The sequence below is a fragment of the Kosakonia sp. CCTCC M2018092 genome (assembly GCF_003864115.1).
Lineage (GTDB): Bacteria > Pseudomonadota > Gammaproteobacteria > Enterobacterales > Enterobacteriaceae > Kosakonia > Kosakonia cowanii.
On record NZ_CP034225.1, the window covers coordinates 20028 to 45089 of the forward strand.

General features: G+C 55.5%; 25 protein-coding genes. 13 read left to right on the forward strand and 12 right to left on the reverse strand.

Going from position 1 to position 25062, the window contains the following annotated elements; translation table 11 throughout:
* The first annotated feature begins 22 nt into the window (after positions 1 to 22).
* The 3 genes from EH164_RS00095 (at position 23) to EH164_RS00105 (ending at position 1893) form a co-directional block, all read left to right on the forward strand.
* On the forward strand, positions 23 to 370 hold the full coding sequence (locus EH164_RS00095; protein ID WP_124966936.1) for a YidH family protein: 348 nt from the start codon (positions 23 to 25) through the stop codon (positions 368 to 370).
* Positions 360 to 710: a DUF202 domain-containing protein gene (locus EH164_RS00100; RefSeq protein WP_042715099.1), complete on the forward strand. Its 351-nt coding sequence runs from the start codon at positions 360 to 362 to the stop codon at positions 708 to 710. The genes EH164_RS00095 and EH164_RS00100 overlap by 11 nt, the downstream gene beginning before the upstream one ends.
* A gap of 94 nt (positions 711 to 804) precedes the next feature.
* Complete coding sequence (locus EH164_RS00105) at positions 805 to 1893, forward strand: cellulase family glycosylhydrolase (RefSeq protein ID WP_206430688.1); 1089 nt, start codon at positions 805 to 807, stop codon at positions 1891 to 1893.
* Here the strand turns inward: EH164_RS00105 and emrD are convergent.
* The 3 genes from emrD to tisB form a co-directional block, all read right to left on the reverse strand.
* Complete coding sequence (gene emrD / locus EH164_RS00110; protein ID WP_124966937.1) at positions 1796 to 2980, reverse strand: multidrug efflux MFS transporter EmrD; 1185 nt, start codon at positions 2978 to 2980, stop codon at positions 1796 to 1798. The genes EH164_RS00105 and emrD overlap by 98 nt on opposite strands.
* Positions 2981 to 3157: 177 nt before the next feature.
* The gene (locus EH164_RS00115; protein WP_124966938.1) at positions 3158 to 3991 is read right to left on the reverse strand and encodes a DMT family transporter; all 834 of its coding nucleotides are present in this window, start codon (positions 3989 to 3991) and stop codon (positions 3158 to 3160) included.
* A 119-nt stretch (positions 3992 to 4110) separates the two neighbouring features.
* Positions 4111 to 4206, reverse strand: a complete 96-nt coding sequence (tisB, locus tag EH164_RS22860) for a type I toxin-antitoxin system toxin TisB (RefSeq protein ID WP_076769296.1) — start codon at positions 4204 to 4206, stop codon at positions 4111 to 4113.
* A gap of 515 nt (positions 4207 to 4721) precedes the next feature.
* Here tisB and ivbL point away from each other — a divergent pair.
* The 3 genes from ivbL (at position 4722) to ilvN (ending at position 6902) form a co-directional block, all read left to right on the forward strand.
* On the forward strand, positions 4722 to 4820 hold the full coding sequence (gene ivbL / locus EH164_RS00125; protein WP_124966939.1) for an ilvB operon leader peptide IvbL: 99 nt from the start codon (positions 4722 to 4724) through the stop codon (positions 4818 to 4820).
* Between the two features lie 105 nt (positions 4821 to 4925).
* Positions 4926 to 6614, forward strand: coding sequence for an acetolactate synthase large subunit (ilvB, locus tag EH164_RS00135; RefSeq protein ID WP_124966940.1), 1689 nt, complete (start codon positions 4926 to 4928; stop codon positions 6612 to 6614).
* A gap of 3 nt (positions 6615 to 6617) precedes the next feature.
* Positions 6618 to 6902, forward strand: coding sequence for an acetolactate synthase small subunit (ilvN, locus tag EH164_RS00140; RefSeq protein WP_042715092.1), 285 nt, complete (start codon positions 6618 to 6620; stop codon positions 6900 to 6902).
* A gap of 153 nt (positions 6903 to 7055) precedes the next feature.
* On the opposite strand, the gene EH164_RS00145 is transcribed toward ilvN, so the two are convergent.
* Complete coding sequence (locus EH164_RS00145; RefSeq protein WP_124966941.1) at positions 7056 to 9089, reverse strand: DUF4034 domain-containing protein; 2034 nt, start codon at positions 9087 to 9089, stop codon at positions 7056 to 7058.
* Between the two features lie 157 nt (positions 9090 to 9246).
* On the opposite strand from EH164_RS00145, the gene EH164_RS00150 reads away from it, so the two are divergent.
* Together EH164_RS00150 and nepI are read left to right on the forward strand one after the other, a co-directional pair.
* The gene (locus EH164_RS00150) at positions 9247 to 9699 is read left to right on the forward strand and encodes a DUF1198 domain-containing protein (RefSeq protein WP_124966942.1); all 453 of its coding nucleotides are present in this window, start codon (positions 9247 to 9249) and stop codon (positions 9697 to 9699) included.
* A gap of 96 nt (positions 9700 to 9795) precedes the next feature.
* Positions 9796 to 10980, forward strand: coding sequence for a purine ribonucleoside efflux pump NepI (gene nepI, locus EH164_RS00155; protein ID WP_042715086.1), 1185 nt, complete (start codon positions 9796 to 9798; stop codon positions 10978 to 10980).
* A 682-nt stretch (positions 10981 to 11662) separates the two neighbouring features.
* On the opposite strand, the gene EH164_RS00160 is transcribed toward nepI, so the two are convergent.
* The 6 genes from EH164_RS00160 to EH164_RS00185 all read right to left on the reverse strand — a co-directional run bounded on the left by EH164_RS00160 (position 11663) and on the right by EH164_RS00185 (position 17562).
* Positions 11663 to 12565 (reverse strand): EamA family transporter, encoded by a 903-nt coding sequence (locus tag EH164_RS00160; RefSeq protein ID WP_124966943.1) that lies wholly within the window; start codon positions 12563 to 12565, stop codon positions 11663 to 11665.
* 100 nt (positions 12566 to 12665) lie between these two features.
* Positions 12666 to 14045, reverse strand: a complete 1380-nt coding sequence (locus EH164_RS00165) for a carbohydrate porin (protein ID WP_124966944.1) — start codon at positions 14043 to 14045, stop codon at positions 12666 to 12668.
* A 144-nt stretch (positions 14046 to 14189) separates the two neighbouring features.
* Entirely contained in the window at positions 14190 to 14495 is a 306-nt protein-coding gene (locus EH164_RS00170; RefSeq protein WP_094422682.1) for a PTS lactose/cellobiose transporter subunit IIA, read from the reverse strand.
* A 5-nt stretch (positions 14496 to 14500) separates the two neighbouring features.
* Complete coding sequence (locus EH164_RS00175) at positions 14501 to 15892, reverse strand: glycoside hydrolase family 1 protein (RefSeq protein ID WP_124966945.1); 1392 nt, start codon at positions 15890 to 15892, stop codon at positions 14501 to 14503.
* A 12-nt stretch (positions 15893 to 15904) separates the two neighbouring features.
* Positions 15905 to 17236 (reverse strand): PTS sugar transporter subunit IIC, encoded by a 1332-nt coding sequence (locus EH164_RS00180; protein WP_042715077.1) that lies wholly within the window; start codon positions 17234 to 17236, stop codon positions 15905 to 15907.
* 11 nt (positions 17237 to 17247) lie between these two features.
* Entirely contained in the window at positions 17248 to 17562 is a 315-nt protein-coding gene (locus EH164_RS00185; RefSeq protein WP_042715075.1) for a PTS sugar transporter subunit IIB, read from the reverse strand.
* Between the two features lie 292 nt (positions 17563 to 17854).
* On the opposite strand from EH164_RS00185, the gene EH164_RS00190 reads away from it, so the two are divergent.
* The 3 genes from EH164_RS00190 (at position 17855) to EH164_RS00200 (ending at position 19789) form a co-directional block, all read left to right on the forward strand.
* A complete protein-coding gene (locus EH164_RS00190; protein ID WP_042715073.1) occupies positions 17855 to 18811 on the forward strand; it encodes a LacI family DNA-binding transcriptional regulator in 957 nt (318 codons plus the stop codon).
* Between the two features lie 201 nt (positions 18812 to 19012).
* Positions 19013 to 19456, forward strand: coding sequence for a hypothetical protein (locus tag EH164_RS00195; RefSeq protein WP_124966946.1), 444 nt, complete (start codon positions 19013 to 19015; stop codon positions 19454 to 19456).
* 123 nt (positions 19457 to 19579) lie between these two features.
* Positions 19580 to 19789, forward strand: a complete 210-nt coding sequence (locus tag EH164_RS00200; RefSeq protein ID WP_042715070.1) for a hypothetical protein — start codon at positions 19580 to 19582, stop codon at positions 19787 to 19789.
* Between the two features lie 189 nt (positions 19790 to 19978).
* On the opposite strand, the gene EH164_RS00205 is transcribed toward EH164_RS00200, so the two are convergent.
* Both EH164_RS00205 and EH164_RS00210 read right to left on the reverse strand, forming a co-directional pair.
* The gene (locus EH164_RS00205; protein WP_124966947.1) at positions 19979 to 20818 is read right to left on the reverse strand and encodes a hypothetical protein; all 840 of its coding nucleotides are present in this window, start codon (positions 20816 to 20818) and stop codon (positions 19979 to 19981) included.
* A 48-nt stretch (positions 20819 to 20866) separates the two neighbouring features.
* Entirely contained in the window at positions 20867 to 21721 is an 855-nt protein-coding gene (locus tag EH164_RS00210) for a hypothetical protein (protein WP_124966948.1), read from the reverse strand.
* 605 nt (positions 21722 to 22326) lie between these two features.
* On the opposite strand from EH164_RS00210, the gene EH164_RS00215 reads away from it, so the two are divergent.
* On the forward strand, positions 22327 to 24057 hold the full coding sequence (locus EH164_RS00215) for an ABC transporter substrate-binding protein (protein WP_370276868.1): 1731 nt from the start codon (positions 22327 to 22329) through the stop codon (positions 24055 to 24057).
* A gap of 47 nt (positions 24058 to 24104) precedes the next feature.
* Positions 24105 to 25061 (forward strand): ABC transporter permease, encoded by a 957-nt coding sequence (locus EH164_RS00220; RefSeq protein WP_042715061.1) that lies wholly within the window; start codon positions 24105 to 24107, stop codon positions 25059 to 25061.
* Position 25062: the final 1 nt, after the last annotated feature.

A 25062-nucleotide genomic window follows, 5' to 3' on the forward strand; every position in this document is an offset into this window, starting at 1 on the left:
GCCTGCTTTATAAGGAGTGTTGATGAAAATCTCCCGCGTCGGCGAAGCGCCCGATTACCGCTTTTCGCTGGCCAACGAGCGCACCTTTCTTGCCTGGATCCGCACCGCGCTGGGCTTTCTCGCCGCGGGCGTCGGCCTCGATCAGCTGGCACCGCAGTTTGCCACGCCGCTGATCCGCGAAACGCTGGCGCTGCTGCTCTGCCTCTTCGCCGGGGCGCTGGCGCTGTATGGCTATCTGCGCTGGTTGCGTAATGAGAAAGCGATGCGGCTGAAAGAGGATTTGCCCTACACCCGCACGCTGCTGCTTATTAGCGTGGCGCTGGCGGCGGTTGCCGTAGTGGTGATGGTGCTGGTGTTCTATGCCGGATAGCCGCAGAGCGCGCCGCGCCGTCGACCCTGGTTTGCAGCCGGAGCGCACCTCGCTCGCCTGGCTGCGCACGCTGTTCGGTTACGGCGCGCTGATGGCGCTGGCGGTAAAGCATAACTGGCAGCAATCGGGCACGCCGTTCTGGATCTCCCTCGCGCTGCTGGCGCTGGTGGCGGGTATTCTCTGGCGTTATACCCATCTGCGGCAGCGAATGGATGTGAACGCCGGTGACTTCGCGCTGCCCGGCAGCGTGCGTGACAAGCTGCTTATCGCCCTTGGCGTCTTCTCCCTCGCCCTGCTGTTCGCCGTTACCCATATTCGCCAGTTATGGCTTCTGCTCTGAGTGCGGGAAAAATTTATTACGCTTTGCCGCTACGCGCGCTGAGCAAAAGCATGCTAAATACATGTAATCACCCCCGATTTTCGCAAGGTCAACCGTGCTAAAGCCACTGATTGCTGTTGTTATGTTGCTGGCGGCAACCGCTGTGTATGCCGCCGATACTCTGCTGACGGCGGCGCGTTACGCGCAGCAGTTGGGCGTTGGCATGGACGTTGACTGGGCGCGCACCGAGCGCGGCATTCGCGAATTTGACCCGTTAGTGGTGCGTGATTTTTACAACGCCGGTATTCGCCATGTTCGTATTCGCGTGGCGGATAATATGACCGAAGCGCGGCTGATCCACCTGCGTAAGCTGGTAGAAGCCTGCGAAGCCTACGGCGTGACGCCGATCATCGCTTATCAGGCCGATGGCTTTAAGGCCGATCCCAACGCCAAAACCGAAGCGCAGCTGGTGGCCTGGTGGACGACGGTCGGGCAATTTTTTGGCACCGATCATCCGACCCTCGGTTTTGATGTGATTTATGAACCTGCCGACAAACTGAACCGCGATCTGCCCGCCTTGAATCGTACTTACGACAATGTCGTGCGCACCCTGCATCAGATTGATGCCCAGCGGATGATCTTCATCGCCCCGCGTTTGCGCGCCGCGCCTGAGGATCTTGCCTCGCTGCGGCTGCCTGCGCACAGCCAGAACTACCTGCTGGCGGAGTGGCATATCTTTCCGTGGGGGCCGCTGAAAACCAACGGCAAATACCCCTGGACCTCCGGTACGGCGGCAGAAAAAGCGGCGATCCGCGCCCGTATCGCTGCGGCGCTGCGCTGGCAGCAAAAAACCGGTCACGCCAGTTGGGTCGGTGGCTGGGCGGTGGGAGAGTCGATAAAAAACGCGCCGACCGCCTCGCAGATGGCCTTCGCCCGCTTTATGGCCTGCGAGCTGAACCGGGCGAAAATCCCGTATGCGATCAACGCCGATACGCAGTTTTATGATGGTGAAGAGGGCGCATGGCGGCCTGCGCCCGCGCCGCTGCTAAAAGAGATGATTGCGCCGACCTGCGAAAAGCCCGACCTGAAGCCGGGCCATCATGAGGTCAAACTGCCTGTTCGTGGTGGCCAGGGCGCGACGCCAGCGGCAGCCAGCACAACACAATCAGCAGCCCGGCCAGCGTCATCAGCATCCCAAGGCTAAACTGGCTGTTTTGCGGCAGCTGCGCAGAGAGCCACGCCAGCCCGCCGGAGCCCATATTTTGCAGGCCGCCAATCAGCGCGCCCGCCGTACCGGCCAGGAAGGGGAACGGCTCCATTGCGCCGCTGGTCGCCAGCGGGAAGAGCATCCCGGCACCGAAGAAGAAGAGCGCGGCGGGCACCACTAAGGTCCAGATAGTCATCACGCCGAGTATGCCGGGGATCCACATCAGGATACCGGCCAGCAGGCAGCTTAACGACGCCTGCCACATCAGCGTAGTGAATCGCTTATTCTGCCGTCCGGCAAACCACGCGCCGAAAAATGCCGCCGGAATAGGCAGGATAAACAGCACGCTCACCATCATACTGTTCAGCCCCAGCACGCCGCCCATCAGCACCCCTGAGCAGGCCTCAAACACCGCAATACCCGCCAGGCCGCCAATCAGCATCAGCAGATAACAGCTAAACGCGCCGTTACCGAGCAGGGTTTTATAGCTGGTGATCAGCCGCGAGCGCGGCGCGTCTACCGGGCGCGTTTCCGGCATCCAGCGCGCCATGCTGTAAGTGACAATCAGGCACAGCACCAGCAAGAAGATGAAGCAGGCGCGCCAGTTCACCAGCGTATTGAGCACGCCGCCAATCAGCGGTGCCAGCAGCGGACTGACCAGAATCCCCATATTTAACAAGCTATTGGCATGCCGAAGCTCGCTACCCGCATAGAGATCGCGCGGCAGGGTGCGCGCCATCACGCCACCGACACCGGTGCCGACGCCCTGTAGGGCGCTGGCGAGGATCAGCACCAGTAAGCTGTTGGTGGTGATAGCGATAAGCGTCGCCAGCATAAAAATGGACATGCCCGCGAGGATCACCGGGCGGCGTCCCACTCTGTCCGCCAGCGGGCCGTAAAAGAGTTGCGAGATGCCATAGGTCAGCAGGTAGGCCGCCATTACGCTCTGTACCGCCCCTTTACTCACCGCCAGATCATGCGCCATATCCGCCATCGCCGGAATATAGATGGTTTGCGCCATCTGGCCGACCGCGACCAGAAGCACCAGCATCAATAACAAATTGACGTTTCTCTGCCTTTTCATATCGATGATTAATTTTCAAAAGTGAAGAATTATAGAATATATGGCTGCAATGCAGCCCAGGTTGTGGAGGAATCTACCACAAGGCGTGAGATGAGCCACCAGGTGACTGAGTAATTGGCAAAGGCTGCCAGGCAGGATTTCTAAACAATTATCGGCAACTTTTGTTGCCAGAATGATCTACGAGAGGCGCAGCAGGATCGCCCCGGCGGCAATACCGCAGGCGGCAACAATGCGCACGCCCGCTACGCGCTCTTTGAGCACAAAGCAGGCTAACAGCGCGCCGAAGAGTATCGATGTTTCACGCAGCGCAGCCACCACCGCCAGCGGCGCCTGCGTCATCGCCCATAGCGCCAGGCCGTAGGAGCCAAGCGTACCGATGCCGCCCGGCAGCCCTGATTTCCAGTTAGCCACCAGATAACGGGAAACGGCGTGGCGGCGCGCCACCATCGCCCACAGCAGCAGGCAGAAACCGTTGAGGAAGAAGGTCCAGAGGGTGTACCCGAGCGCCGTGCCGGAGAGGCGTACGCCGGTGCCATCCACCAGCGTATAGCTGGCGATAAAACAGGCGTTGAGCAGCGCCAGCCAGATCCCGGTGCGCGACTGGCTGCGCCCGTTAAAGGCCATGCCGAGAATCGACAGACAGATCACCGCAATCCCGCTCCACGCCACCGCGCTCAGGGCATCACTGAGAAACAGCACGCTGACTAACGCTACCAGCAGCGGCGCGGTGCCGCGCATCAGCGGGTAGGTCTGGCTCATCTCTGAGACCTGATAGGTTTTAGCGACCAGCACGGTATAAACCACCTGCAGGGCGCAGGAGAGCGCGAGGTAGGGCGCGCTGGCAAGCGCAGGCTGGGGAGAAAAAGGGAGCAATATCAGCGCAATTAGCGCGGCAAATCCGCTCACGGCAATGGCGGAATAGAGCTTATCGCTGCCCGCTTTGACAATGGCGTTCCAGCTGGCATGGAGCAGCGCGGCGAAGAGCAGAATGCAGAAAACCGAAAGCGTCATGGCGACCTGCGCAGGGGAAATGTCACCAAAATGTAACATGACCGGAGCAAGGCGCGCCAGAACGCGAATATTAAAGAGGGGCGGTTGCCCGCCCCCCTTTGGTGCGACTTGAACCTGAGTTAACGAACAAACTTCAGGACTGCTTCAAGTAGTTGCAACAAGGCAACAATGAGTTTCAGGATCAGGATAACCATCTCCGTCTGGCCCATACGCATCTCCTCAGGTAAAGGAGCACCGGCTGACTTACCTTTCCGCTGCCTGTTATCAGCCGTGTTGTTGGCGTAACGCAGTGTGCTCTCAAGGGGTTAAGGCGCTGACGGCACCACCCGTTTCAGCCAGGACTTAGCGCGCCGTAGTTGCGGCCCCCACACAGATGCGCAACATCAGTATATGCGAGTACTGTATTTATACACAGTAATTATTGGTTGTTTTTACGCCATTGAACCATACTTAATGCGGATGATTATGTGTAAAAATTGCACAGCCAGATGATATAGCGTATAGTTCCGCTGTTGACGTAACGCAGTGTGCTTGCGGTCACCAGCCGCAAAAAGCTGCAAAAAAAACCTCGCTCCGGCGGGGTTTTTTGTTTTCATTTCGGCAATAAGAAATGTGATCAATGGCCCACTTTGCTGCCGGTGCGTAAAAAGCAGTTGTCGGCGAATGATTCCTGTGTTTGTATAAATCTCGTTAATGACATAAAAATTGTTCACACAACAACAGGTCCCCCATGAACGCTGCCACTAAACCGATGAACCTACTAAAAACCGCGCACAACGCCGCGGTGGTCGTCGTGCGTGTGGTGGTCGTCGTCGGCAATGCGCCGTAGGGTCCGGAACAACACACGATTCCAAAACCCCGCCGGCGCAAACCGGGCGGGGTTTCTTGTTTTATCCCTCCCGGAAAGTCGGCCCAGAATAAGAAGGACTGGAGCATGGCAAGTTCGGAAAGCACTCCTCAATCCACGCGCTACACCGGCGCGCAGCTGATTGTTCATTTACTCGAGCGTCAGGGCATTACTACCGTTACCGGCATTCCGGGTGGCACCGTGCTGCCGCTGTACGATGCCCTGAGCCAAAGTACGCAGATTCGCCACGTGCTGGCCCGCCACGAACAGGGTGCCGGTTTTATCGCTCAGGGAATGGCGCGCACGCAGGGAAAACCGGCGGTCTGTCTCGCCTGTAGCGGGCCGGGTGCAACCAATCTGGTTACCGCTATCGCCGACGCGCGCCTCGACTCCATCCCGCTGGTCTGCATTACCGGCCAGGTGCCCGCTTCAATGATCGGCACCGACGCGTTTCAGGAAGTGGACACTTACGGCATCTCTATCCCCATCACTAAACACAACTATCTGGTCCGCGACATTGCCGAACTGCCGCAGGTGATCAGCGATGCGTTTCGCATTGCGCAGTCCGGCCGTCCTGGCCCGGTGTGGATAGATATTCCTAAAGATGTGCAGACTGCGGAGATCACCTTAAGCGAGCTGCCGGAACCGGGCGTTAAAGCCCCGGCTCCGGCGTGGAATGCGCATGACGTTCGTGCCGCGGCGGAGATGATCAACGCCGCGCAGCGCCCGGTGCTCTACCTGGGCGGCGGGGTGATCAATGCGCCGCAGCAAATTCGCCTGCTGGCGGAGAAAGCCAGCCTGCCGACTACCATGACGCTGATGGCGCTCGGCATGCTGCCGAAACACCACCCGCTCTCCCTCGGCATGCTTGGCATGCACGGTGCGCGCAGCACCAACTTTATTCTGCAAGAGGCGGATCTGCTGATTGTGCTGGGGGCGCGTTTTGATGACCGGGCGATTGGCAAAACCGAGCAGTTCTGTCCAAATGCGAAGATTATTCATGTCGATATCGACCGCGCCGAGCTGGGGAAAGTGAAGCAGGCGCATGTCGCGATCCAGGGCGATGTCGGCGAAGTATTGGATGTATTGATTCCACAGATTGAGGCGAGCGCGCGCCACGCCTGGCGTAACACCGTCGAGCAGCTGCAAGCGGAGTTTCCCTCCTCCATTGCGCAGAACAGCGATCCCTTAAGCCACTATGGGCTGATTAACGCGGTGGCCGCCTGCGTTGATGATGAGGCGATTATCACTACCGACGTTGGGCAGCATCAGATGTGGACGGCGCAGGCCTATCCGTTCAATCGCCCGCGCCAGTGGCTCACTTCCGGCGGCCTCGGCACCATGGGCTTTGGTCTGCCGACGGCGATCGGCGCGGCGCTGGCGAACCCGGAGCGGAAAGTGATCTGCTTCTCCGGCGACGGCAGCCTGATGATGAATATTCAGGAGATGGCGACGGCGGCGGAGAACAATCTTGATGTCAAAATCATCCTGATGAATAACGAGGCGCTGGGGCTGGTGCATCAGCAGCAGAGCCTGTTCTACAAATCCGGCGTCTTTGCCGCGACCTATCCGGGCATGGTTAACTTTGTGCAGATTGCCGCCGGGTTTGGCCTGCACACCTGCGATTTAAACGCCGCCGCCGATCCGCAGGCCGCGTTGCAGGAGATTATTGACCGCCCAGGACCTGCGCTGGTGCATGTGCGCATCGATCCACAACAGAAAGTCTACCCGATGGTGCCGCCGGGCGCGGCGAATACAGAAATGGTGGGGGAATAAACCATGCAGAGCAGTGATAACGTCATTCTTGAACTCACCGTGCGTAACCATCCGGGCGTAATGACCCACGTCTGCGGGCTCTTTGCCCGGCGGGCATTCAACGTGGAGGGCATTCTCTGTTTACCGCTACAAAACGGCGAGCAGAGCCGCATCTGGCTTCAGGTCGCCAACGATCAGCGTCTTGAGCAGATGATAAGCCAGATCGACAAGCTGGAAGATGTGGTGCAGATCATTCGTCACCAGAGCGATCCCGGCGTGTTCAATAAGCTGGGGCTCTTTTTTGAGTAAGCGCTAAAGCGGCACGCCGCCCGTTAAGGCGGCGCGCTACGCCCTATTTTTTGCGCGGCAGCGGAGTGCTGAGGTAATAGCGCGACTTCTTATTGGTTCTCACGCCGACGACCACAAGTACAACGATGAACAGGATATAACCGATATAAGACATTACTCATCCTCCAGTACGCCAAGCTTGCCCAGTAAATCCACTTGCCACTCGGGTGCCCGCTTCTTATCTCGCTTCGCCAGGAAGCGAACCACTAAAAAGTTGACGTAGCGCGATTCAAAGAACTGCTGCATTTTTTGGTAGTGCTCGTCCGGCCAAAGCTCGATGGCGTAGTTGATCCAGCGGATAAACAGCCAGACATTTTTACGCATACCGCCGCGTTGATTCAGCACGCCAAACGCGTAGAGATAGGCAATATACGCCAGCTTCTCCTCTTCAACACGTGACTCAAGCAGCACCTCCGCACACACTTTTTCCACCGCCAGCCGCTGATGCTCCACATCGCGCGACCAGAAGAGCGCACAGGCATAATCATAATGCGCCAGCGCGTGTCCGCGGCGGGTCGCTTCTTCTAACAGCTTCAGGCGCTCGGGCTGGGACTCTCTTTCGTGCTGCGCTTCCAGAATGCGGCTTTTGCGGAACAGCGCTTCCGGCGAGCGGTTCTGGCAGGCGCGATCAAGCGCTGCGGTCGCCGATTCTGCGGATGGCGTAATCAGCAAATTGGTCGCCGCAACCGGTGCCAGGCCACTGTGGATGTCGCTTAACAGCAGCAGGGCGGGGATCACGTCATGTTCGGCGAGCAGCGTTAAAAACTCCTGCGCCTGCGCTTTCTGCTGGAAGAAGCAGAGACGGTTGAGCAGCACGTTCAGCTTGTCCGGCCCGATGCGATCGTCCGTCTGCTTCAGGCGCGCAAGCCACGGCTCCGCCGGGCCAGGAAGATGCACACCTTCCAGCGTCTGCAAACGCAGATAGGCGCTCAGCAGCAGTTCGGTGTCGTTTTCGCAGCGCGCGCCGGTCAGCGCGATATAGCGCGGGAAGAGCCCCTTCTCATCTTGCAGCGCGTACTCTTTATGGCACAGCACCGACAGCAGCCAGAAGAGTAATGCCCCTTCCTGGGCAAACAGCAGCCGGACTGAGCCGTGGTTGAGCATAAACTCAATGCTTTCATAAATGCGCCGCGCGAAGAGCGGGCTATGGGCGTAGAAGGTGTAATCGTCGTCCAGCAGGAAATGGACGTAGGTATCCAGGCAGGTGAGGTGCAGCGCCGCCTTATCTTCCGGCTCCATCGGCAGGGCCAGCATCTGCTGGAACTCCTCATCGAACGCGCCGATCGCTTTGCCGCTGTGCTTATCGGGCCAGTGCTCCGGGTTGCCGAGCTTATCCAGCCACTTCACGCTGTAGAGTTTGTTGCGCTTAAGCTCCGGCAGCACGGTGCAGTAGTTGCTGGCTAAAAAGTTATCAATGGCGACATGCTCATCATCGCCGTACCAGCGCGGATAGAGGTAATAGATAAACTGCTCGCGCACCGGCATGCTTTGCGGGTCGCACTCCAGCGCGCGGTTGAGCCAGTAAAGCGGCGGCATCTCCGCTTCCTGCTCGTCGGCCACGGGCAGACCGGTGTAAATCGGCTCACTGGAGAGCGGTAAACCACCTTTTTCGCGGGCAAAGGCCAGCGCCGCGTCTGAATAAGCGCTCAGATCAAGCGCTATCGGCTGATGCGGCTCCTCGAACCACGCGGGTTGGTTAAAGTGCCCGCTCGCCGTCAGCAGTAGGTAATAGAGAAAAGGCGTCTGGTTATTCAGGGAGATGGCCTTCGCCGCCCAGTAAAAGAGCAGATCGCTACTGATGCGGGCGCGGCTCCACTGGGTGGCGGTCACCCGGTCAGCGTAGTGGCCGCCGCGCGCGTCGCCGGCGATATTAAGCCAGCGCTGGGCCAGCATCGCACAGGGGTAATGGGCCTGCGGCTGCTGCTGATGCCAGGCGGTCAGCAGCTCGACAATCTTCTCTTCGCTATACAACTGCGGGGTAAAGAGAAAGGTGTACTGGCTGATGATGGGGAAAAACGCATCATCGCGATCCTGCTGCCAGCGCGCCTCGGCGGCCGCATAGTAGCGGGTAAGGGCTTCAAACTCCCCGGCGTGCATCAAATCGCGCAGCTGCTGGCGGACGGAAAAAATCTCATCCAGTGAAATCATGGTGCCTCATAAGGGAGATGTGAGAAAAATGGTGTCCATTGTCACGAAAAAAAACGGCAGGTACAAACCCCTGATTTAGGTGTTTGAGCGCACTTAGCGCTGTTAGTCGACGCCGATTTGCCCGTATGATGAGCCTCTTTTCGCTGCGGGAGAACGTATGATCTGGTTGATGTTGGCCACGCTGGTGGTGGTCTTTGTGATTGGTTTTCGGGTATTAACCTCCGATTCCCGCCGTGCGATCCGCCGTCTTACCGACCGGCTTAATATTCAACCCGTGCCGGTGGAGTCGATGATTGATCAGATGGGCAAAACCGCGGGCAACGAATTTCTGCGCTATTTAGCGCGTCCCGATGAAGCGCACCTGCAAAACGCGGCACAGCTGCTGCTGATCTGGCAGGTGGCGATTGTGGATAGCGGCGAGCAAAATTTTCACTACTGGCACCGGCTGATGCAGAAAGCGCGGCTTGCGGCACCGATCACCGATGCGCAACTACGCCTGGCGCTCGGCTTTCTGCGTGAAATCGATCCGGATAAAGCCGAACTGAGCAATTTTCAGATGCGTTATAACGCGCTCTTCGCGCCGCAAGAGGGCGTCTACTGGCTGCACTGAGGGCGATGCTGAAGAGTTGCCGAATTGTTAATTGCGTCACACTTTATGAATGTTACACTGCGCGACTTTCACGTTTAACAATTAAGCAGGTAATCAATGAGTGAGCAAAGTATGGCGCAATCTTCAGCCGATCCGGTCACGCGGCCGAACTGGTCCGCCGTTTTCGCCGTGGCCTTCTGTGTAGCATGCTTGATCACCGTTGAGTTTCTGCCGGTCAGCCTGCTGACGCCAATGGCGTTGGATCTGGGCGTTTCCGAAGGGCTTGCCGGGCAAACCGTCACCGTGACCGCCTTTGTGGCGATGTTCGCCAGCCTGTTTATTACCAGCATTATTCGCACTACCGACCGCCGCTATGTGGTGTTCGCCTTTGCGCTGCTGCTGACCCTCTCCTGCCTGCTGGTCTCGTTTGCCACCAGCTTTACCCTGCTGTTAGTTGGGCGCGCCTGCCTTGGGCTGGCGCTTGGCGGCTTCTGGGCGATGTCGGCCTCGCTGACCATGCGTTTAGTGCCGATGCGCACGGTGCCGAAAGCGCTGTCGGTCATCTTTGGCGCGGTGTCGATTGCGCTGGTGATTGCCGCGCCGCTGGGCAGTTTTCTCGGCGGGATTATCGGCTGGCGTAACGTCTTTAACGGCGCGGCGCTGATGGGCGTGGCCTGCATTATCTGGGTGTGGATGGCGCTGCCGTCGCTGCCAGGGCAGACCGAGCAGCACCAGAATATGTTTGGCCTGCTGAAACGCCCCGGCGTTGCGGCGGGGATGCTGGCGATTTTCATGGTATTCGCCGGTCAGTTCTCCTTCTTTACCTACATTCGCCCGGTCTATACGACCCTTGCCGGTTTCAGCGTCGATGGGCTGACGCTGGTGCTGCTCAGTTTTGGTATCGCCAGTTTCGTCGGCACCTCGTTCTCGTCGGTGGTGATGAAGCGCTCGGTGAAAATGACGCTGGCTCTTGCGCCGCTGACGCTGGCGATAAGCGCGCTGGTGCTGATTTTGTGGGGCAGCGATAAAGTGGTGGCGGCGGGGATCGCCATTGTCTGGGGGCTGGGCTTCGCCCTGATTCCGGTGGGCTGGTCAACGTGGATCACCCGTACCCTTGCCGATCAGGCAGAAAAAGCCGGTTCGATTCAGGTAGCGGTTATTCAATTGGCGAATACCTGTGGCGCAGCGATTGGCGGCTTCGCCCTCGATCATTACGGCCTGCTCTCGCCGTTGATGCTCTCCGGCGGCCTGATGCTGCTCACCGCGCTGCTGGTGGCGGCAAAAGTGAAGGTCAGAGCCTGAATCTCAAAATGCCGGGTGGCGCTTCGCTTACCCGGCCTACAATTCGCGTAGGCCCGATAAGGCGTAGCCGCCATCGGGCATTATGCCGGGTAGCGCTCTGCTTACCCGGCATACAATTCACGTAGGCCCGATAAGGTGTAGCCGCCATCGGGCAATGTGCCGGGTGGCGCTCTGCTTACCCGGCCTACGATTCGCGTAGGCCCGATAAGGCGTAGCCGCCATCGGGCAATGTGCCGGGTGGCGCTTCGCTTACCCGGCCTACAATTCGCGTAGGCCCGATAAGGCGCAGCCGCCATCGGGCAATATGCCGGGTGGCGCTGCGCTTACCCGGCCTACAATTTGCGTAGGCCCGATAAGGCGCAGCCGCCATCGGACATTATGCCGGGTGGCGCTCTGCTTACCCGGCCTACAATTTGCGTAGGTCCGATAAGGCGTAGCCGCCATCGGACATTATGCCGGGTGGAGCTCTGCTTACCCGGCCTACAATTCGCGTAGGCCCGATAAGGCGCAGCCGCCATCGGGCAATGTGTCGGGTGGCGCTCTGCTTACCCGGCCTACGATTCGCGTAGGCCCGATAAGGTGTAGCCGCCATCGGGCATTATGCCGGGTGGCGCTGCGCTTACCCGGCCTACAATTCGCGTAGGCCCGATAAGGCGTAGCCGCCATCGGGCAATGCGCCGGGTTATGCGGCGCGCACTTTGCGGCGTGAATCCAGCGCGATAAGCAACACCGACGAGACAATCAACAGCGTGCCGAGCCAGTCCGGCAATGTGAAGACCACCCCGAGCAAGGCCACCGAAAGCAGGGCGCTGCTGAGCGGTTCGGCGCAGCTTAAGATGCTCGCTTTCGAGCCGCCAATCATCTGTGCGCCCTTCAAGTAGAGGCTAAAGGTCACCGCCGTACCAATCACCACCAAGTAGAAAAAGGCGATCAACAGCGCGCCATCGATGACAAAATCACTCCCCTGGCCGGCATAGAACGGCGTCAGCATTAACCCCGCCAGCAACATACTCCAGCCGACAATCGGCAGCGTGCCGTAGCGGGCAATCAGCGCCGAAGGGTACGTGGTGTAAAAGGCGGCGGAGAAGGCGGAGATAATCCCCCACACCAGCGCGCCGGAGGAGATGGAGAGCGAGGTGAGATTACCGTGCGTCACCAGCAGGAAGGTGCCGATTAACGAAGTCATGATCGCCGCTGAGACCAGCAGCGTCGGTCGCGCTTTGCGTACCAGCGCAAACCACGCGACGATAATCGTCGGCGAGAGGAATTGCAGCACCGTGGCGGTGGCGGCGTTGGATTTCTCGATGGTCACCAGGAAGCTCAGTTGCACCACCATCGCGCCAAACAGCGAGAAGAAGAGCAGACTCAGCGCATCTTTACGGTTTTTCAGAATGGTAAAAATCTTGTCGCCGTGGACAAACGACAGCGTAAGCAAGATCACGCCGGTAAACAGCAGGCGCGTCATGGTCAACCACTGCGCAGAGATGGCGCTCTTCTCCATAATAAACTGCGCGCATACCCCGGAACTGCCCCACAACACTGCCGCTGCGAGCACGCAGAGCATCCCTTTTTTCGTCGAACTCATCGCTAACCCGTTGATAACTTATTAACAGGTTAAGAAGCATAACACAGGGCCGGGCGGGAACCGGAGGCGGCCTGAGGGGAACCGCCTCCGGGCTGTTACCTTACCACCAGGCTTCCCACATCGCGCCGATGTTGAGCGAGTCGAGGGAGGTATCGTTGGTGCCGTTAACGCGTGCGGTGCGTTTGTTATCCACTTCGCCGCCGGTTACGTAGAAGCGCAGCATCGGGCGGAACTCCGGCCCCATTGCGATAGAGATGTTCTGCGACAGCGTGGCTTTCCAGCCGTGGTTGTCACCGCCATCATCATAATCCACGCGCTGGTAGCCCAGCTCCAGCCAGGTCGAATGCACATCGTTCCACCAGTGCATCGGGCGAACAATCGCGCCATAGTTGCGGCGGTTATCCGTTTTTATGCGGCTGTTGTCGTAATCATGGAAGGCGAGCAGGTAATCCACCTGAGTTTGCTGGGTGAATTTATAGGTCCCTTCAAAGCTGGTGTAGATGGCCTTCAGATCGTCGGTTTTGTTAAAGACGCTGTTGTCCGAGTTATCAGAGTAGCGGGCGATCAGCTTGTTGATGCCGCTATCGTAGGTATGGCTCAGCACCGCGCCGCCCTGCCAGGCGTGCAGGCGCTCGTCGCGATCCACTGCTTTCGAGTCAAAGCCGTAGTTGGCGTAAATCTCCAGATCGAGCGGGCCAACTTTCATGCCGTGCACTTTCGAGGTGACCGCATAGTTGCCTTTATCACCAACGTTAGAGCTGCCGGTACAGGTGATGCGCGACGGGTTGGATTCATCCTCCAGCACTTCCGGGCTACAGGATTCGATGGAGCCAACGGCCGCAACGTCAAACTGCACGCCGCCAATATCGAAGTTTTTCACCCCCGCACCCTGGCCGTCGTGGTTCATCCAGAAGTAGTCGTTGATCCCCTGTTGTGGACGCTGGTGGAAATCACGCCCCGCCCAGAAGTAGGCGTTAGGGTTGGAGGCCAGCAGATTAGTCACGCCAGCGTAGGCTTTTTTCAGGTTAACTTCATCGCCCCAGTGATCGAACATCACGTTGACGTCCCAGATCGCACCGTTATCGCCTTTGAACGCTTTCGAGAGCTGGAATTCGCCGCCGTTGCCTTCGTTGCCAAGACGACCAATCGCCGACGCGCCGTTGTAGGAGCCATCAACGCCGACATATTTCTGATCGCCGGACTGGTAATGCGCGCCATAGCGGGCATAACCGGTAAATTTCACGCCGTAAGGGATCGCCAGATCGGGCGTTTGCGCCGCGCTTTGCGGCTCAACCACCACATCGGCTTTTTTATTCATTGCGGCGTCCATTTTCGCCTGGCGTTCCGCCAGCGCTTTATCCACCGCTTTTGCGACAATGGCGTCAATTTGCTCTTGCGTAAACTCCTGGGCGAGGGCGGAACCAGAGCAAAGTGTAGCCGCAACCGCCAGCGCCACTGGAAGTTTTTTATTTATCTTCATGGTTATCTCAATATAGTAAGTTGTTCTCAGACAATAACCTTCCGCTCCGTTACAGAGGGGAATATTGCCATCATCAAAACAGACTGCTTTATTTTATTAAGTTGGGTACAGACGTATTAAGATTTACCGTAATCAATTCTCCATTCAGTTACGCTGATAAAGCTGAACGATCTCCTCAGATAATTCACGAGCTAATAACGACGTCATTAAATGGTCCTGCGCATGCACCATAATTAAGGTCATCGGCTGGCGGCCTTCGCCGGCATCCTGTTCGATTAATTTGGTTTGCATCTGGTGTGCCTGGCGTGCATAGCCATCGGCCTCTTTCAACAGCAGTTTCGCTTCATCAATGTTGCCTTCGCGCGCGGAGCGCAGGGCTTCAAAGCAGAGGCTGCGCGACTGCCCGGCGTTGACGATAATCTCCATTACCGCCTCTTCAAGTGCGACCATAATTTTCAATCCTGGGTAATAAAACCATTATTCTCAGCGGTGGCAGCAAACCACTCTCCGCTTTTTTTAACGGTGCGTTGTTGGGTGTCGAGATCTAATTGCACAAAACCGTAGCGGTTTTTATAGGCATTACACCACGACCAGTTATCAATAAAGGTCCACATATGGTAGCCAAGACAGTTGCTGCCTTCGCTAATCCCTTTATGCAGCCAGATAAGGTGATCGCGAACGAAATTAATTCGGTAGCTATCGTTTATTTGGCCATTTTCAATAAACCGCTGTTCATTCTCGACGCCCATACCGTTTTCGGAAATAAAACAGCGTGGGTTACCGTAATTAATGCGCAGGTTGGTGAGAATATCGTAAATACCCGGTTCATAAATTTCCCACCCGCGATAAGGGTTCATTTTACGGCCCGGCATATCGTAATAATCAAACAACCACTCCGGCATAAACGGTGAGTCGGGATTGACCGCGCTCTCCCGGCACTTTACCCGCCGCGGCTGGTAATAGTTGATGCCGAGCAGATCGATCTTCCCTTCTGCAATCAGCGCAATATCCTCCGGCTGGCAGGCGGGCAGCTGATTGTGCTCTTTCAGCAGCGCCACCAGGTCAGCGGGATACTCGCCACGCAGTACCGGGTCGAGAAAACTGCGGTTAAACAGTAAGTCAGCGTAGTGCGCCGCCTTCACATCCGCCGGGTGCTGCGAGCGCGGATAAGAGGGCGTCAGGTTGAGCACAATGCCAATCTCACCGGGATGATGCCCGGCACGAAAGGCGCGCACTGCGCTGGCGTGAGCCAGAACCGTGTTGTAGGCCACCGTGGCCGCACGTTTAAAATCGACCACGTTCGGGTAGTGGAAATCGTAAAGATACCCGCCCTCCACCGGCACAATCGGCTCGTTGAAGGTGAACCAGTGATGCACGCGATCGCCGAACAGCTCAAAGCAGATCTGCGCATAGCGGCTGAAGGCGTCGACCACTTCCCGACTCTCCCAGCCGCCCTTCTCCTGCATCACCATCGGCATATCGAAGTGGAACAGGGTAATAAACGGCGTAATGCCCTGCGCCAGCAGTTCGTCAATCACGCTGTTATAAAACTCTACCGCCTGCGGGTTCACCTCGCCGGTGCCGTCCGGAATCAGGCGCGCCCAGCTCAGCGAGGTGCGAAAGCTGTTGTGCTTCAGCTGTTTGAGCAGGGCGATATCCTGCCGCCAGTGGCGGTAGAAGGTCGACGTCTGCTGCGGCCCCACCTGCTGATGAAAACGCCACGGCTGACGGGCAAACCAGGCATCCCACGTGGTGGCGCTTTTACCGCCCTGTTCGCTTTCCCCTTCGGTTTGCAGCGCAGAGCAGGCGCTGCCCCACCAGAAGTTTGCGGGAAATTCATATTTCATTACCGGCTCCTTTTAATTACTGCTGACGGTTTCCGCCATCGGGGCGCTGCTCTGCGCGGCTTTTTCCTCTTCTGCTTTCATCAGCGAGTGCTCATAAGCGCGCAGGAAAGGCAGATACATCAGGGCGGACATCACCATACAGATCAAACACATTACCAGCGGGCTAAAGGCCCAGTTTGCCGCCCATGAAGCACCGATTGGCGCAGGCGTTGTCCATGGCGTCAGGGAAACAACCTGTGCCAGCAGCCCCATTTTGGTGGCGGTCCAGGCGAGCACGGCGTTAATCAGCGGAACGCAGACAAAAGGCACAAACAGCATCGGGTTCATGATGATCGGCGCGCCGAAGAGGATCGGTTCGTTGATGTTAAAGAAGCTCGGCACCACACCCATTTTGCCGATGGTACGCAGATGCGCGACGCGGCTGCGCAGCAGCAGGAAGGCCAGCGGTAACGTGGAACCGACGCCGCCAATCAGCAGGTAGTGATCCCAGAAGCCTTGCAGATAGACGTGCGGTAACGCCGCGCCCGCCGCCAACGCGGCCTGGTTTGCGGAGAGGTTGGCCATCCAGAACGGGTTCATGATGCCGGTGACAATCAGCGAACCGTGGATGCCGGCGAACCAGAAAATCTGGCACAGCAGCACAGAGAGCAGCACCGCGGGCAGCGAGTCGGAGGCAGAAACCAGCGGCTCAAGCAGGTGCATAATCGCCTGCGGCATAATCATGCCGGTTTGCGCTTCGATAAACAGGTTGAGCGGATGTAGCGTGCCGATTATCACCAGCACCGGAATGAGGATCTCAAACGAGCGGGCCACGCCGGTCGGCACCTCTTTCGGCAGACGAATGGTGATCTTGTGCTGCTTCAGCCAGGCATAAACGCGCGACGAATAGATAGAGGTAATCAGCGCCGTAAAGATGCCCTGGCCCGAGAGATACTGCGTTGAGATGGTGCCATCTTTGTAAGGCGCGGCAACCAGCAGAAAGGCCATAAACGCCAGCAGGCCGGTCATTACCGGGTCGAGATTAAACTGGCGACCGAGACTGGCACCAATACCGACCGAGATGAAAAAGGTCATCACCCCCATGCTGAGGTTAAATGGCAACATCAGCTGTTCGCGGTATTCGGTCGAGAAATCAAGCCACGCGCGGGCGAAGCCGACGGTGGTATCCGCCGAAAAGGGCGGGAAGATAAACACCAGCATAAACGAGCCGATGATCATAAACGGCAGCGCGGCGGTAAAGCCGTCGCGGATGGCGATAACGTACTTTTGCTGACCCAGACGACCGGCCAGCGGCGTGATGCTTTGCTCAATCACCGTAATCATGGATTGGTAGAGGGAACTCATAAGAACACCTTTTAATGTGCCGCTTCAATCAGCGACAGAGCATAGTCCAGTACCTCGTCGCCACGTTGCATGCCGTAATCCATCGGGTTGATGGGTTGTACCGGAATGCCCTGGGCGGCGGCCTTTTCTGCCAGTGTTTTTAACATGTATTTAACTTGTGGACCGAGAAGCACGACCTGGTAGCGCGGAAACTGCAGATCAAACTCAGCTACGCCGTACGCGTCGATCTCAACCGGAATATCGCGGGCTTTCGCCGCCTCTTCCATTTTTCTGACCAGCAGACTGGTGGACATACCGGCTGAGCAACACAACATGATCCTGAACATCGTTAACCGTCCTCGAAGTGTAAAAAGTTATTGCGGAGACGATTGGATATCATATGGAAACCGGTTTCCATGAATTCGCCGTAGAAGTGTGATAGCTGTCAATATCTGTAAATAATAAGGCTGAGTTATTGGATTTCGGTCACGAAATTGAGCCGTTTGAACAAGCAAAACGGCGCAAATGGAAAATCGGTTTCCATGAAAAAAAGAAACGGCTATACTCGCGGTGGTTATAGATTAGCCATTGCAGTGTCTGTTTTTTGCGGGCGCATCTTGCGCCTGCCAGGGGAGAAAGATGTCTACAATCAACGATGTATCACGTTTAGCTGGGGTGTCGAAAGCCACAGTCTCACGGGTGTTGAGCGGTTCGCGCGGCGTTAAGGAAGCCAGCCGTCTCGCGGTACTGAAAGCGGTCGACGAGCTGAACTATCGGCCCAATGTTATCGCCCAGTCGCTGCTCAGCCAGTCGACAGGCTGCATCGGAGTGATTTGCGCGCAGGAGAATGTTAACCAGACCACTGGTTATCTTTACGCACTGGAGAAGCATCTCAGCCAGAGCCAGAAGCATCTGCTGCTGCGCTTTGCTAACACCAAAACGGAGGTGATGAGCGCGCTCGACGAGCTCACCTGCGGGCTGTGTGACGATGTACTGATCATTGGCGCCCGTTTTCCGTTATCCATTGACGACGAGAATGTGATTCTTGTGGATTGCGTCGAGTCTGCCGATACCACGCTCAACAGCATTCAGTTCGATCGCGCCTTTGCCGCCGAAACCGCCTGCAACTATCTGACAAGCCAGGGCCGCCGCCAGATCGCGCTTATTCACCCGCATAATGCCGCCGCCGAACAGGTGCTGCACGGTTATAAGCTGGCGCTGGAAAACAATTTCCTGCCTTTTAACCGCAACCTGGTTTTTATGGATGACACCTCATCATCCGTGGCGTTGCAGGTGCTGCTGAACAACGCCACCACGCTTAATTTCAATGCGTTACTGGTTGCCGATGAGCAGGAAGCGCAGCGCGTGATCCCGCAATTGCAGGCGTTTAATAAATCGGTACCGGAAGATATTATGGTCTTCAGCCTCGCCGGCTCGCTGCATCTGCCGGGTATTCCGACTATTCCGGCAATTGAATATTCAATGGATGCGATGGCAGCGCGTATTGTGTCGTGGCTCAATGAAAAAACGCAGAGCGTATTAGGAACATATCGCGTGCGTGGGGATTTAATTATTCCGGACGTAAGAAAACGCTAAATAACCTGGCCTCCGAAAGGAGGCTTTTTATTTTATATCAGATAAGAATACTCTTTTCGGCGGTTAACCTTTCCCAAACTCTCCCTTCGCTATTGAAATGTAATAGAAAATAAACAAACCTATCACACATCGATTTTAAGGGAGCTTAATCGGTATCGAGTCGTACCTGTAAAATCCATTCTTTTAATAAGGAAGGTAGCTATGCGGCACTCGAATATATGTGAGCCCGGGATAAAAATCCTGTTCGCTTTTATTATTATGATGGTCGCCATGCCTGCGGATTCACATATTCAGAAGCCTATATCCGCCGCGATCGTACAGGTGTCAGCGGATTCATTTACTCCCTTTCTTCCCTCTGGTCGCAACATGGCGGCCAGACAGTTCGTCCGCATCGCCGGCGAAAAGCAAAAAAACATCGATCCTGATGGGCTGCGGCAGCGGGGCTATTTCCGCAACCTGGCAGAATGCCCCCTCTCGTGTGATCTGTGTGCATCCTGTTGCACCTGCTTTATGGGGCTTAGCGATAACCGTTCACAACTGACCAGCTACAGCGTGCCGTTTAAGCCAGAAAACCGAGGTTATTCCGGCGATATCGAATGGTTCTCACCCTGCTGCCACACCATGCAAATGGCAGCCTGTTATTGAACTGAGAGTGCGTTTTTTCATATACCCCTGCGTTGATGGTCTGACTTGTACGACTTGTTAGATTTGCCGGTCTGTGGACCGGCTTTTTTTTGGCAGGCCGCCGCAGAGCCAAGGAGAAGAGCCGTGGAAAAGAGAGAGAGCCTCTGGAAAGTCGCTGGCATTACTAATCTCGCCAGCCGCCTCTATTGTCCGCTAGTCTCCCTGACGGATGGCCGTGTATTTCGCACAGTCCGGCTGGAGCTTGATGGGGATCGGTTGAAATATATGACGTTGCGCGAGATAGAGGTGGTGGCAGTCAGCCTGATTAAAAACCATGCTGATGAGAAAACCTGAAACAGGCAGGCGTGCAGAAAGTAAAAAGCATTCGTCTGGGCACTACCTTCAGCGTGAAAATGAAGGCCGGGAATAACCCATAATGCCCAGGCGAATGCGTTCTGGAAGCGCAAAAAATATTATTGAAATATAGCGAGATGTTCGCGCGTCATAAAGCGATGGATTTCACTATCAGACAAAATAACCCGCTCACGGAGGGGTCTCATCATTACCTGATTTACACCCTTCGTGGCAGGGTAAATTACATTTATCAGACTCTGAGTCATAGCAGAAATGGTAAAGCGGGCAGGTTTCGCAAAGCGCTCTCTCATTATTACAACGCGTCTTGTACATATGATTAAGACACTCGTTATCCTGGTTTTTATCCTCGACGCTTAATACACGAATTAACTCGCGTGAAGACATGGTGTGTTCTATTTTTTGCGCCAGTTGTGATTTGTAAGCGTAAATGGTTTTAATCTGTAGGTTCTTTAACTCCGCTATTTTCTGTATCGAGAAACCAGCGATAAGCAGTCGCAGGGTGTTAATCTCATTGGGCGTTGCGCCCAGCAAATAGAGTCGGTGATAGATTTTGTCCTGAATCTCTTTATATAACGTCTGCCTGTCATAGAGCAGATTCATCATTCTTGGTCGCATAATACCCGGGGAGAGGCAGACCGGTGAGCGATCGACACGCATCGCTGTCTCTATATCCGCGCGCGTCATGGTAATCAGTTTCGAATGCGTTATGCAGCGCTTCTCTTCAAAATAAAATTCAGCGACGACTTTGTCATTGAGATGAATTTTCCGTGCCGTAAAAAAAACCGCGCGCAGGCGTGAAGTCGAGGCAACCGCCGCGATAAGTACTACTTTGCGATGCGGTGAGGCATCAATGATTAAGGGGAGTGAGGTATTTTTATGCAGGACCTCTAAAAGCTTTTGCTCATCCTGGTATATTTTTATAACGATATAACTGTTTTTTTCAAAAAAAGCGGTGATGGCCAGGAGCGCAGGCCAGGAATAGCTAAAGACGATGATCTCAGCAGACATACAAAAACTCCCTTTATTTATACCTGCAAATATGAGAGGGATTTCCTTTTAAAGCCCGGTGTAAATCTCCAGACCGAGCCAAATCAAGCTAACGATTAGCATGATTAAATAGATGGTTATTGCCGCAACGGTTCCATCTGCGACCTTCTTTTTCTTAGTGCCCTCTTCGTCTTGCCAGTATTTTTCTTCAGTGCAATTTTCTTTGAACCTATCTTGCTCGTGGTTATTCCGTTCCATAAGGTCCTCGTTTCTTTGACAGTAAAAGGCTCTCGCAAGCTGCCGCCATTTTTCTCTGAGCACAACAAATAGGCTGATGATGATTATCCCCATGGCAGTAGCAAAAAACATCCTGATGCTGTAGCGCATACGCACGGGCGAAATTTGATAAGACTCCTTTTCTATACGGTAAAACGTGTGGTTAATATCTTCTAAATAACATTTGCTGATTTCGTTAATCATACTCTGCTGCTCATTGTTGGCTTGCTGTAGTACCAGCTGAACTGACGTATTCTGTGCACCGGCAAACCAGGAGAGGAGAGAGATTCTAATCTGATTAGGATTAGAGTCGTCAAGATGGATATCTTCCCATTCGCCACGAGCAATAACTTTTTTTAAGTAAATAAGGTAATCATTAAAAAAATCGTCAGCCTCAATCACCACTTCAGCACCATAAAAGTTTTGTATGCAGGCCATCAGTGGATAAAGGGTAAATTTTTCTGCCGAACTGATGGTGAGTGATGTGAGCCATTGTTGAGGGTAATAAAATGTACTCAGTATCGCCAACATAAAACCCACTATACCAGAGCAAATGATGTCGCGGCGGGCGTGATAAAGAGTAATTAATATTCCTGAAGTGTGATTGCTTTTATTACTATTCCCCATGCGGCACTGTTGTGATGCCATTTATTTAACCCTCATTGTTAAATGGTTAAAGCAACCTCCTGGTCTATTAAGTAAGATATTTTTTGTTGCTGCTTTTTTCAAATCGGCAAAAAAAGGGCTAGCGGCAAATAGAGATTTTTATGTGATCTGCGTCACATAAAATTGTGTATTTGCTCCTGGAATAGCGTGATTCAGGCAGTAATAAAGCGATAAGTAAAACCAGGAATTTATTATCTCAACGTAAAAAGCTTTTAGCGATAATAATCTCTCTGTAGATAATTAGCAGGAATTGGGCTTTCGTTAAGAATATTCTTCTGTTTTTTCTTTTTGTCTGAAAATAATAATGCGCTGTTCAATAAATAATCTCAAGCGGGTATTTTTATTTTGCCTGGCTGACTAACCAGCTTGCTAAGCCATTGTCACACTCTCCCACCGGTCGGCCGGGCACCCATACATGCGTTTTAGTCTGTTTTTCTTTATTAGAGGATAATTAGGTAAATCCTTAGCTAAAAAAATCACCAGGTTAGCCATAAGATTGCTAAGGCCAGTTTGCTATAAGCCATACGTTTTCGTTGTTAGACAGGTTGATGAGCGACTCTTATCTTTCGTCATGATTTGTAAATTTCATGCAACGACTTGATGAGGGAGCAATTTTGGCCAGGTTACTGAATCGCTTAACAACAAAGCCCACGCACTTCACCCTTGCGCTGAAAATTGCGTTGCTCAGCGGCATGGTGGCGTTTTCCACCGCCTCTTTCGCCGATGAACCCTTAAAAGAGGGCATCACACCTGCAACGGACGCCAGCCAGATCCCGGCGGCGGCGAAATTACGCAAAGATACCGTTGTGGCGGGCATCTCCGAGCCGCAGGGCATTTTTAACCCCTACTTTTTTGTTAACGGTTGGGATGAGAACGTCACTAACGTCATCTTCTCGCGCCTGATCGACTGGGACAGCCACGGTAAGCTGGTGCCGGGTCTGGCAGAGAGCTGGACCATCAGCCCGGATAATAAGGTCTACACCATCAAGTTGCGCCCCAATTTGACCTTTAGCGACGGTTCACCGCTCACCGCAGAAGATGTGGCGTTCACCTTAACCGTGCTTTATGACCCGAAATATGACGGCGATACCGATATCACGCTGGCGAATATCGCTGGCGGCGCGGAGTACAAAGCCGGTAAAGCGGAGAGCGTCAGCGGCCTGAAAGTGATTGATGCCCACACGCTGCAAGTGACCACCACCCAGCCAGGCGCGACGACGCTGGCAAAAATCGGCGGGCCGGTGCTGTCGAAAGCCTATTACGGTAAAGGGTATCAGCGCGGCAATCTCGACTATTTACGCACGCTGCACGGCAAGCCGCTCGGCAACGGGCCGTATGTCTATGACAAATACATTCCTGGCCAGGAGATCCGTTTCCACGCCAATACCCATTTCTATCGCGGCACACCGCCGACGCCGCGCTTTATCTATCGCGTCACCAACCCGTCGACCAACTTCCAGCTGTTCCAGACCGGCGAGACCGATTACGACGCCTTTACCTCGCGCCCGGATGATATTGAGCAGCTGAAAATGCTGGGCTTCGCCAATATCAATCTCTACGGCTCCAGCGACTACAGCAAAGTGGAGTTCAACGTGCATCGCCCGGCGCTGAAAGATGCGAAAGTGCGCCAGGCGCTGATTTACGGCCTCGATCGCCAGAAACTGATTGATGTGGTCTATCAGGGCTACGGCAAAGTGGCGATTGAACCGATCGCGCCCATCTCCTGGGCCTACAACGCCGATGGCGTAAACCCCTATAAGTACGATCCGGCACAGGCGAAAAAGCTGCTTGATGAAGCAGGCTGGAAACCGGGCCCGGACGGCATCCGCGTAAAAGATGGCAAACGCCTTGAACTGACGCTGCTGGTGAGCAAAAAAGTGCTGAACGATGCGCTGATCCCTATCGCTAAAGAGAACTGGCAACAGATTGGCGTGTTGCTGAAGCCGCAGGTGGTGGACTTTAACGCCCTGATGTCCCAGCGCAAAGCGGGCAACTATGACCTCGCCTCGTTTAGCACCAGCACGCTGAACGATCCCCATGATGGCGTCTGGGATTACTACAGCACGGAATCGAAAGAGTCGGGCTATAACAATCCGCAGGTCGATAAGCTGATTAACGAAGGCAACGCCGAACTGGATGTCGAGAAACGCAAACCGATCTACCACCAGCTCTATAAAGTGCTGGCCGACGATCCGCCGGTGATTCTCCTCGGCTACCGCCAGATTCTATCGGCGAGCAGCGCCCGCGTAACCGGCTTCAAACCGGACATCTATAACGGCCTGACCGGCAGCCTGCCGGATGTCAAAATCGTTAAGTAAGACCTTCACCGCCGCCGGGAATGCCCGGCGGCGGGCATGAGAGCGTTATGGGAAACTTTATCCTCAGGCGGCTGCTGCAAACCGTGCCGATGCTGCTGCTGGCTTCACTGATCATCTTTATGCTGTTCGCCAAAACACCGGGCGACTTTATCGACGGCAATATCACCCTGACCGCCGCCCGCGCCGCGGAACTGAAAGCGATTTACGGCCTCGATCAGCCCCTTTTTACCCGCTATCTGCACTGGCTCGGCCAGCTGCTGCGCGGCGATCTCGGCTTCTCGCTGCAATACCAGATCCCGGTCAGCCAACTGCTGAACCAGTACATCTGGAACTCCTTCCTGCTGGCAAGCGTCGCGCTGGTCTTCTACTGGGGGATCGGCCTCGCGGTTGGCATTGCGTCGGCGCTGAAGCCCAATTCACTGTTTGACCACGTGGTGAGCGTGGTGGTCTTCGCCGCCATGTCCTTTCCGACCTTCTTCCTCTGCCTGCTGCTGATTAAGTGGTTCGCCGTCGATCTGCACTGGCTGCCGGTGGGCGGCATGACCAATACCGGCAGCGATGACAGCGGCTGGGCGTGGGTGATGCAGGTTGCCGCGCATCTGGCGCTGCCGGTGCTGGCGCTGGTGATGTTGCAGGCGGGCAGCCTGACGCGCTACTTCCGCGCCAGCATGCTTGATGTGGTGAAGATGGACTTTATCCGCACCGCGCGCGCCAAAGGGCTGCGTGAGCGCACGGTGATCTTCAAACACGCGCTGCGCAATGCCCTGCTGCCGATTATCACCCTGCTCGGTTTTGAGCTGCCGGGGCTCTTTTCCGGGGCGATCATCACCGAAAAGGTGTTTAACTGGCCGGGTGCCGGGCATATTCATATCGATTCGCTGGCCGCGCGGGATTACCCCGTGCTGATGGGGTTCACCCTCTTCCTGGCGGTATTAACCATTGTCGGCAACCTGATTGCCGATGTGCTTTACGCGTGGGCTGACCCGCGTATCCGGGTGAGGTGAT

Coding starts and splice junctions, on each gene's coding strand:
- EH164_RS00095 (WP_124966936.1), top strand. CDS start 23: ATGAAAATCTCCCGCGTCGGCGAAGCGCCCGATTACCGCTTTTCGCTG.
- EH164_RS00100 (WP_042715099.1), top strand. CDS start 360: ATGCCGGATAGCCGCAGAGCGCGCCGCGCCGTCGACCCTGGTTTGCAG.
- emrD (WP_124966937.1), bottom strand. CDS start 2,980: ATGAAAAGGCAGAGAAACGTCAATTTGTTATTGATGCTGGTGCTTCTG.
- EH164_RS00115 (WP_124966938.1), bottom strand. CDS start 3,991: ATGACGCTTTCGGTTTTCTGCATTCTGCTCTTCGCCGCGCTGCTCCAT.
- tisB (WP_076769296.1), bottom strand. CDS start 4,206: ATGCGTATGGGCCAGACGGAGATGGTTATCCTGATCCTGAAACTCATT.
- ivbL (WP_124966939.1), top strand. CDS start 4,722: ATGAACGCTGCCACTAAACCGATGAACCTACTAAAAACCGCGCACAAC.
- ilvB (WP_124966940.1), top strand. CDS start 4,926: ATGGCAAGTTCGGAAAGCACTCCTCAATCCACGCGCTACACCGGCGCG.
- ilvN (WP_042715092.1), top strand. CDS start 6,618: ATGCAGAGCAGTGATAACGTCATTCTTGAACTCACCGTGCGTAACCAT.
- EH164_RS00145 (WP_124966941.1), bottom strand. CDS start 9,089: ATGATTTCACTGGATGAGATTTTTTCCGTCCGCCAGCAGCTGCGCGAT.
- EH164_RS00150 (WP_124966942.1), top strand. CDS start 9,247: ATGATCTGGTTGATGTTGGCCACGCTGGTGGTGGTCTTTGTGATTGGT.
- nepI (WP_042715086.1), top strand. CDS start 9,796: ATGAGTGAGCAAAGTATGGCGCAATCTTCAGCCGATCCGGTCACGCGG.
- EH164_RS00160 (WP_124966943.1), bottom strand. CDS start 12,565: ATGAGTTCGACGAAAAAAGGGATGCTCTGCGTGCTCGCAGCGGCAGTG.
- EH164_RS00165 (WP_124966944.1), bottom strand. CDS start 14,045: ATGAAGATAAATAAAAAACTTCCAGTGGCGCTGGCGGTTGCGGCTACA.
- EH164_RS00170 (WP_094422682.1), bottom strand. CDS start 14,495: ATGGTCGCACTTGAAGAGGCGGTAATGGAGATTATCGTCAACGCCGGG.
- EH164_RS00175 (WP_124966945.1), bottom strand. CDS start 15,892: ATGAAATATGAATTTCCCGCAAACTTCTGGTGGGGCAGCGCCTGCTCT.
- EH164_RS00180 (WP_042715077.1), bottom strand. CDS start 17,236: ATGAGTTCCCTCTACCAATCCATGATTACGGTGATTGAGCAAAGCATC.
- EH164_RS00185 (WP_042715075.1), bottom strand. CDS start 17,562: ATGTTCAGGATCATGTTGTGTTGCTCAGCCGGTATGTCCACCAGTCTG.
- EH164_RS00190 (WP_042715073.1), top strand. CDS start 17,855: ATGTCTACAATCAACGATGTATCACGTTTAGCTGGGGTGTCGAAAGCC.
- EH164_RS00195 (WP_124966946.1), top strand. CDS start 19,013: ATGCGGCACTCGAATATATGTGAGCCCGGGATAAAAATCCTGTTCGCT.
- EH164_RS00205 (WP_124966947.1), bottom strand. CDS start 20,818: ATGTCTGCTGAGATCATCGTCTTTAGCTATTCCTGGCCTGCGCTCCTG.
- EH164_RS00210 (WP_124966948.1), bottom strand. CDS start 21,721: ATGGCATCACAACAGTGCCGCATGGGGAATAGTAATAAAAGCAATCAC.
- EH164_RS00215 (WP_370276868.1), top strand. CDS start 22,327: ATGCAACGACTTGATGAGGGAGCAATTTTGGCCAGGTTACTGAATCGC.
- EH164_RS00220 (WP_042715061.1), top strand. CDS start 24,105: ATGGGAAACTTTATCCTCAGGCGGCTGCTGCAAACCGTGCCGATGCTG.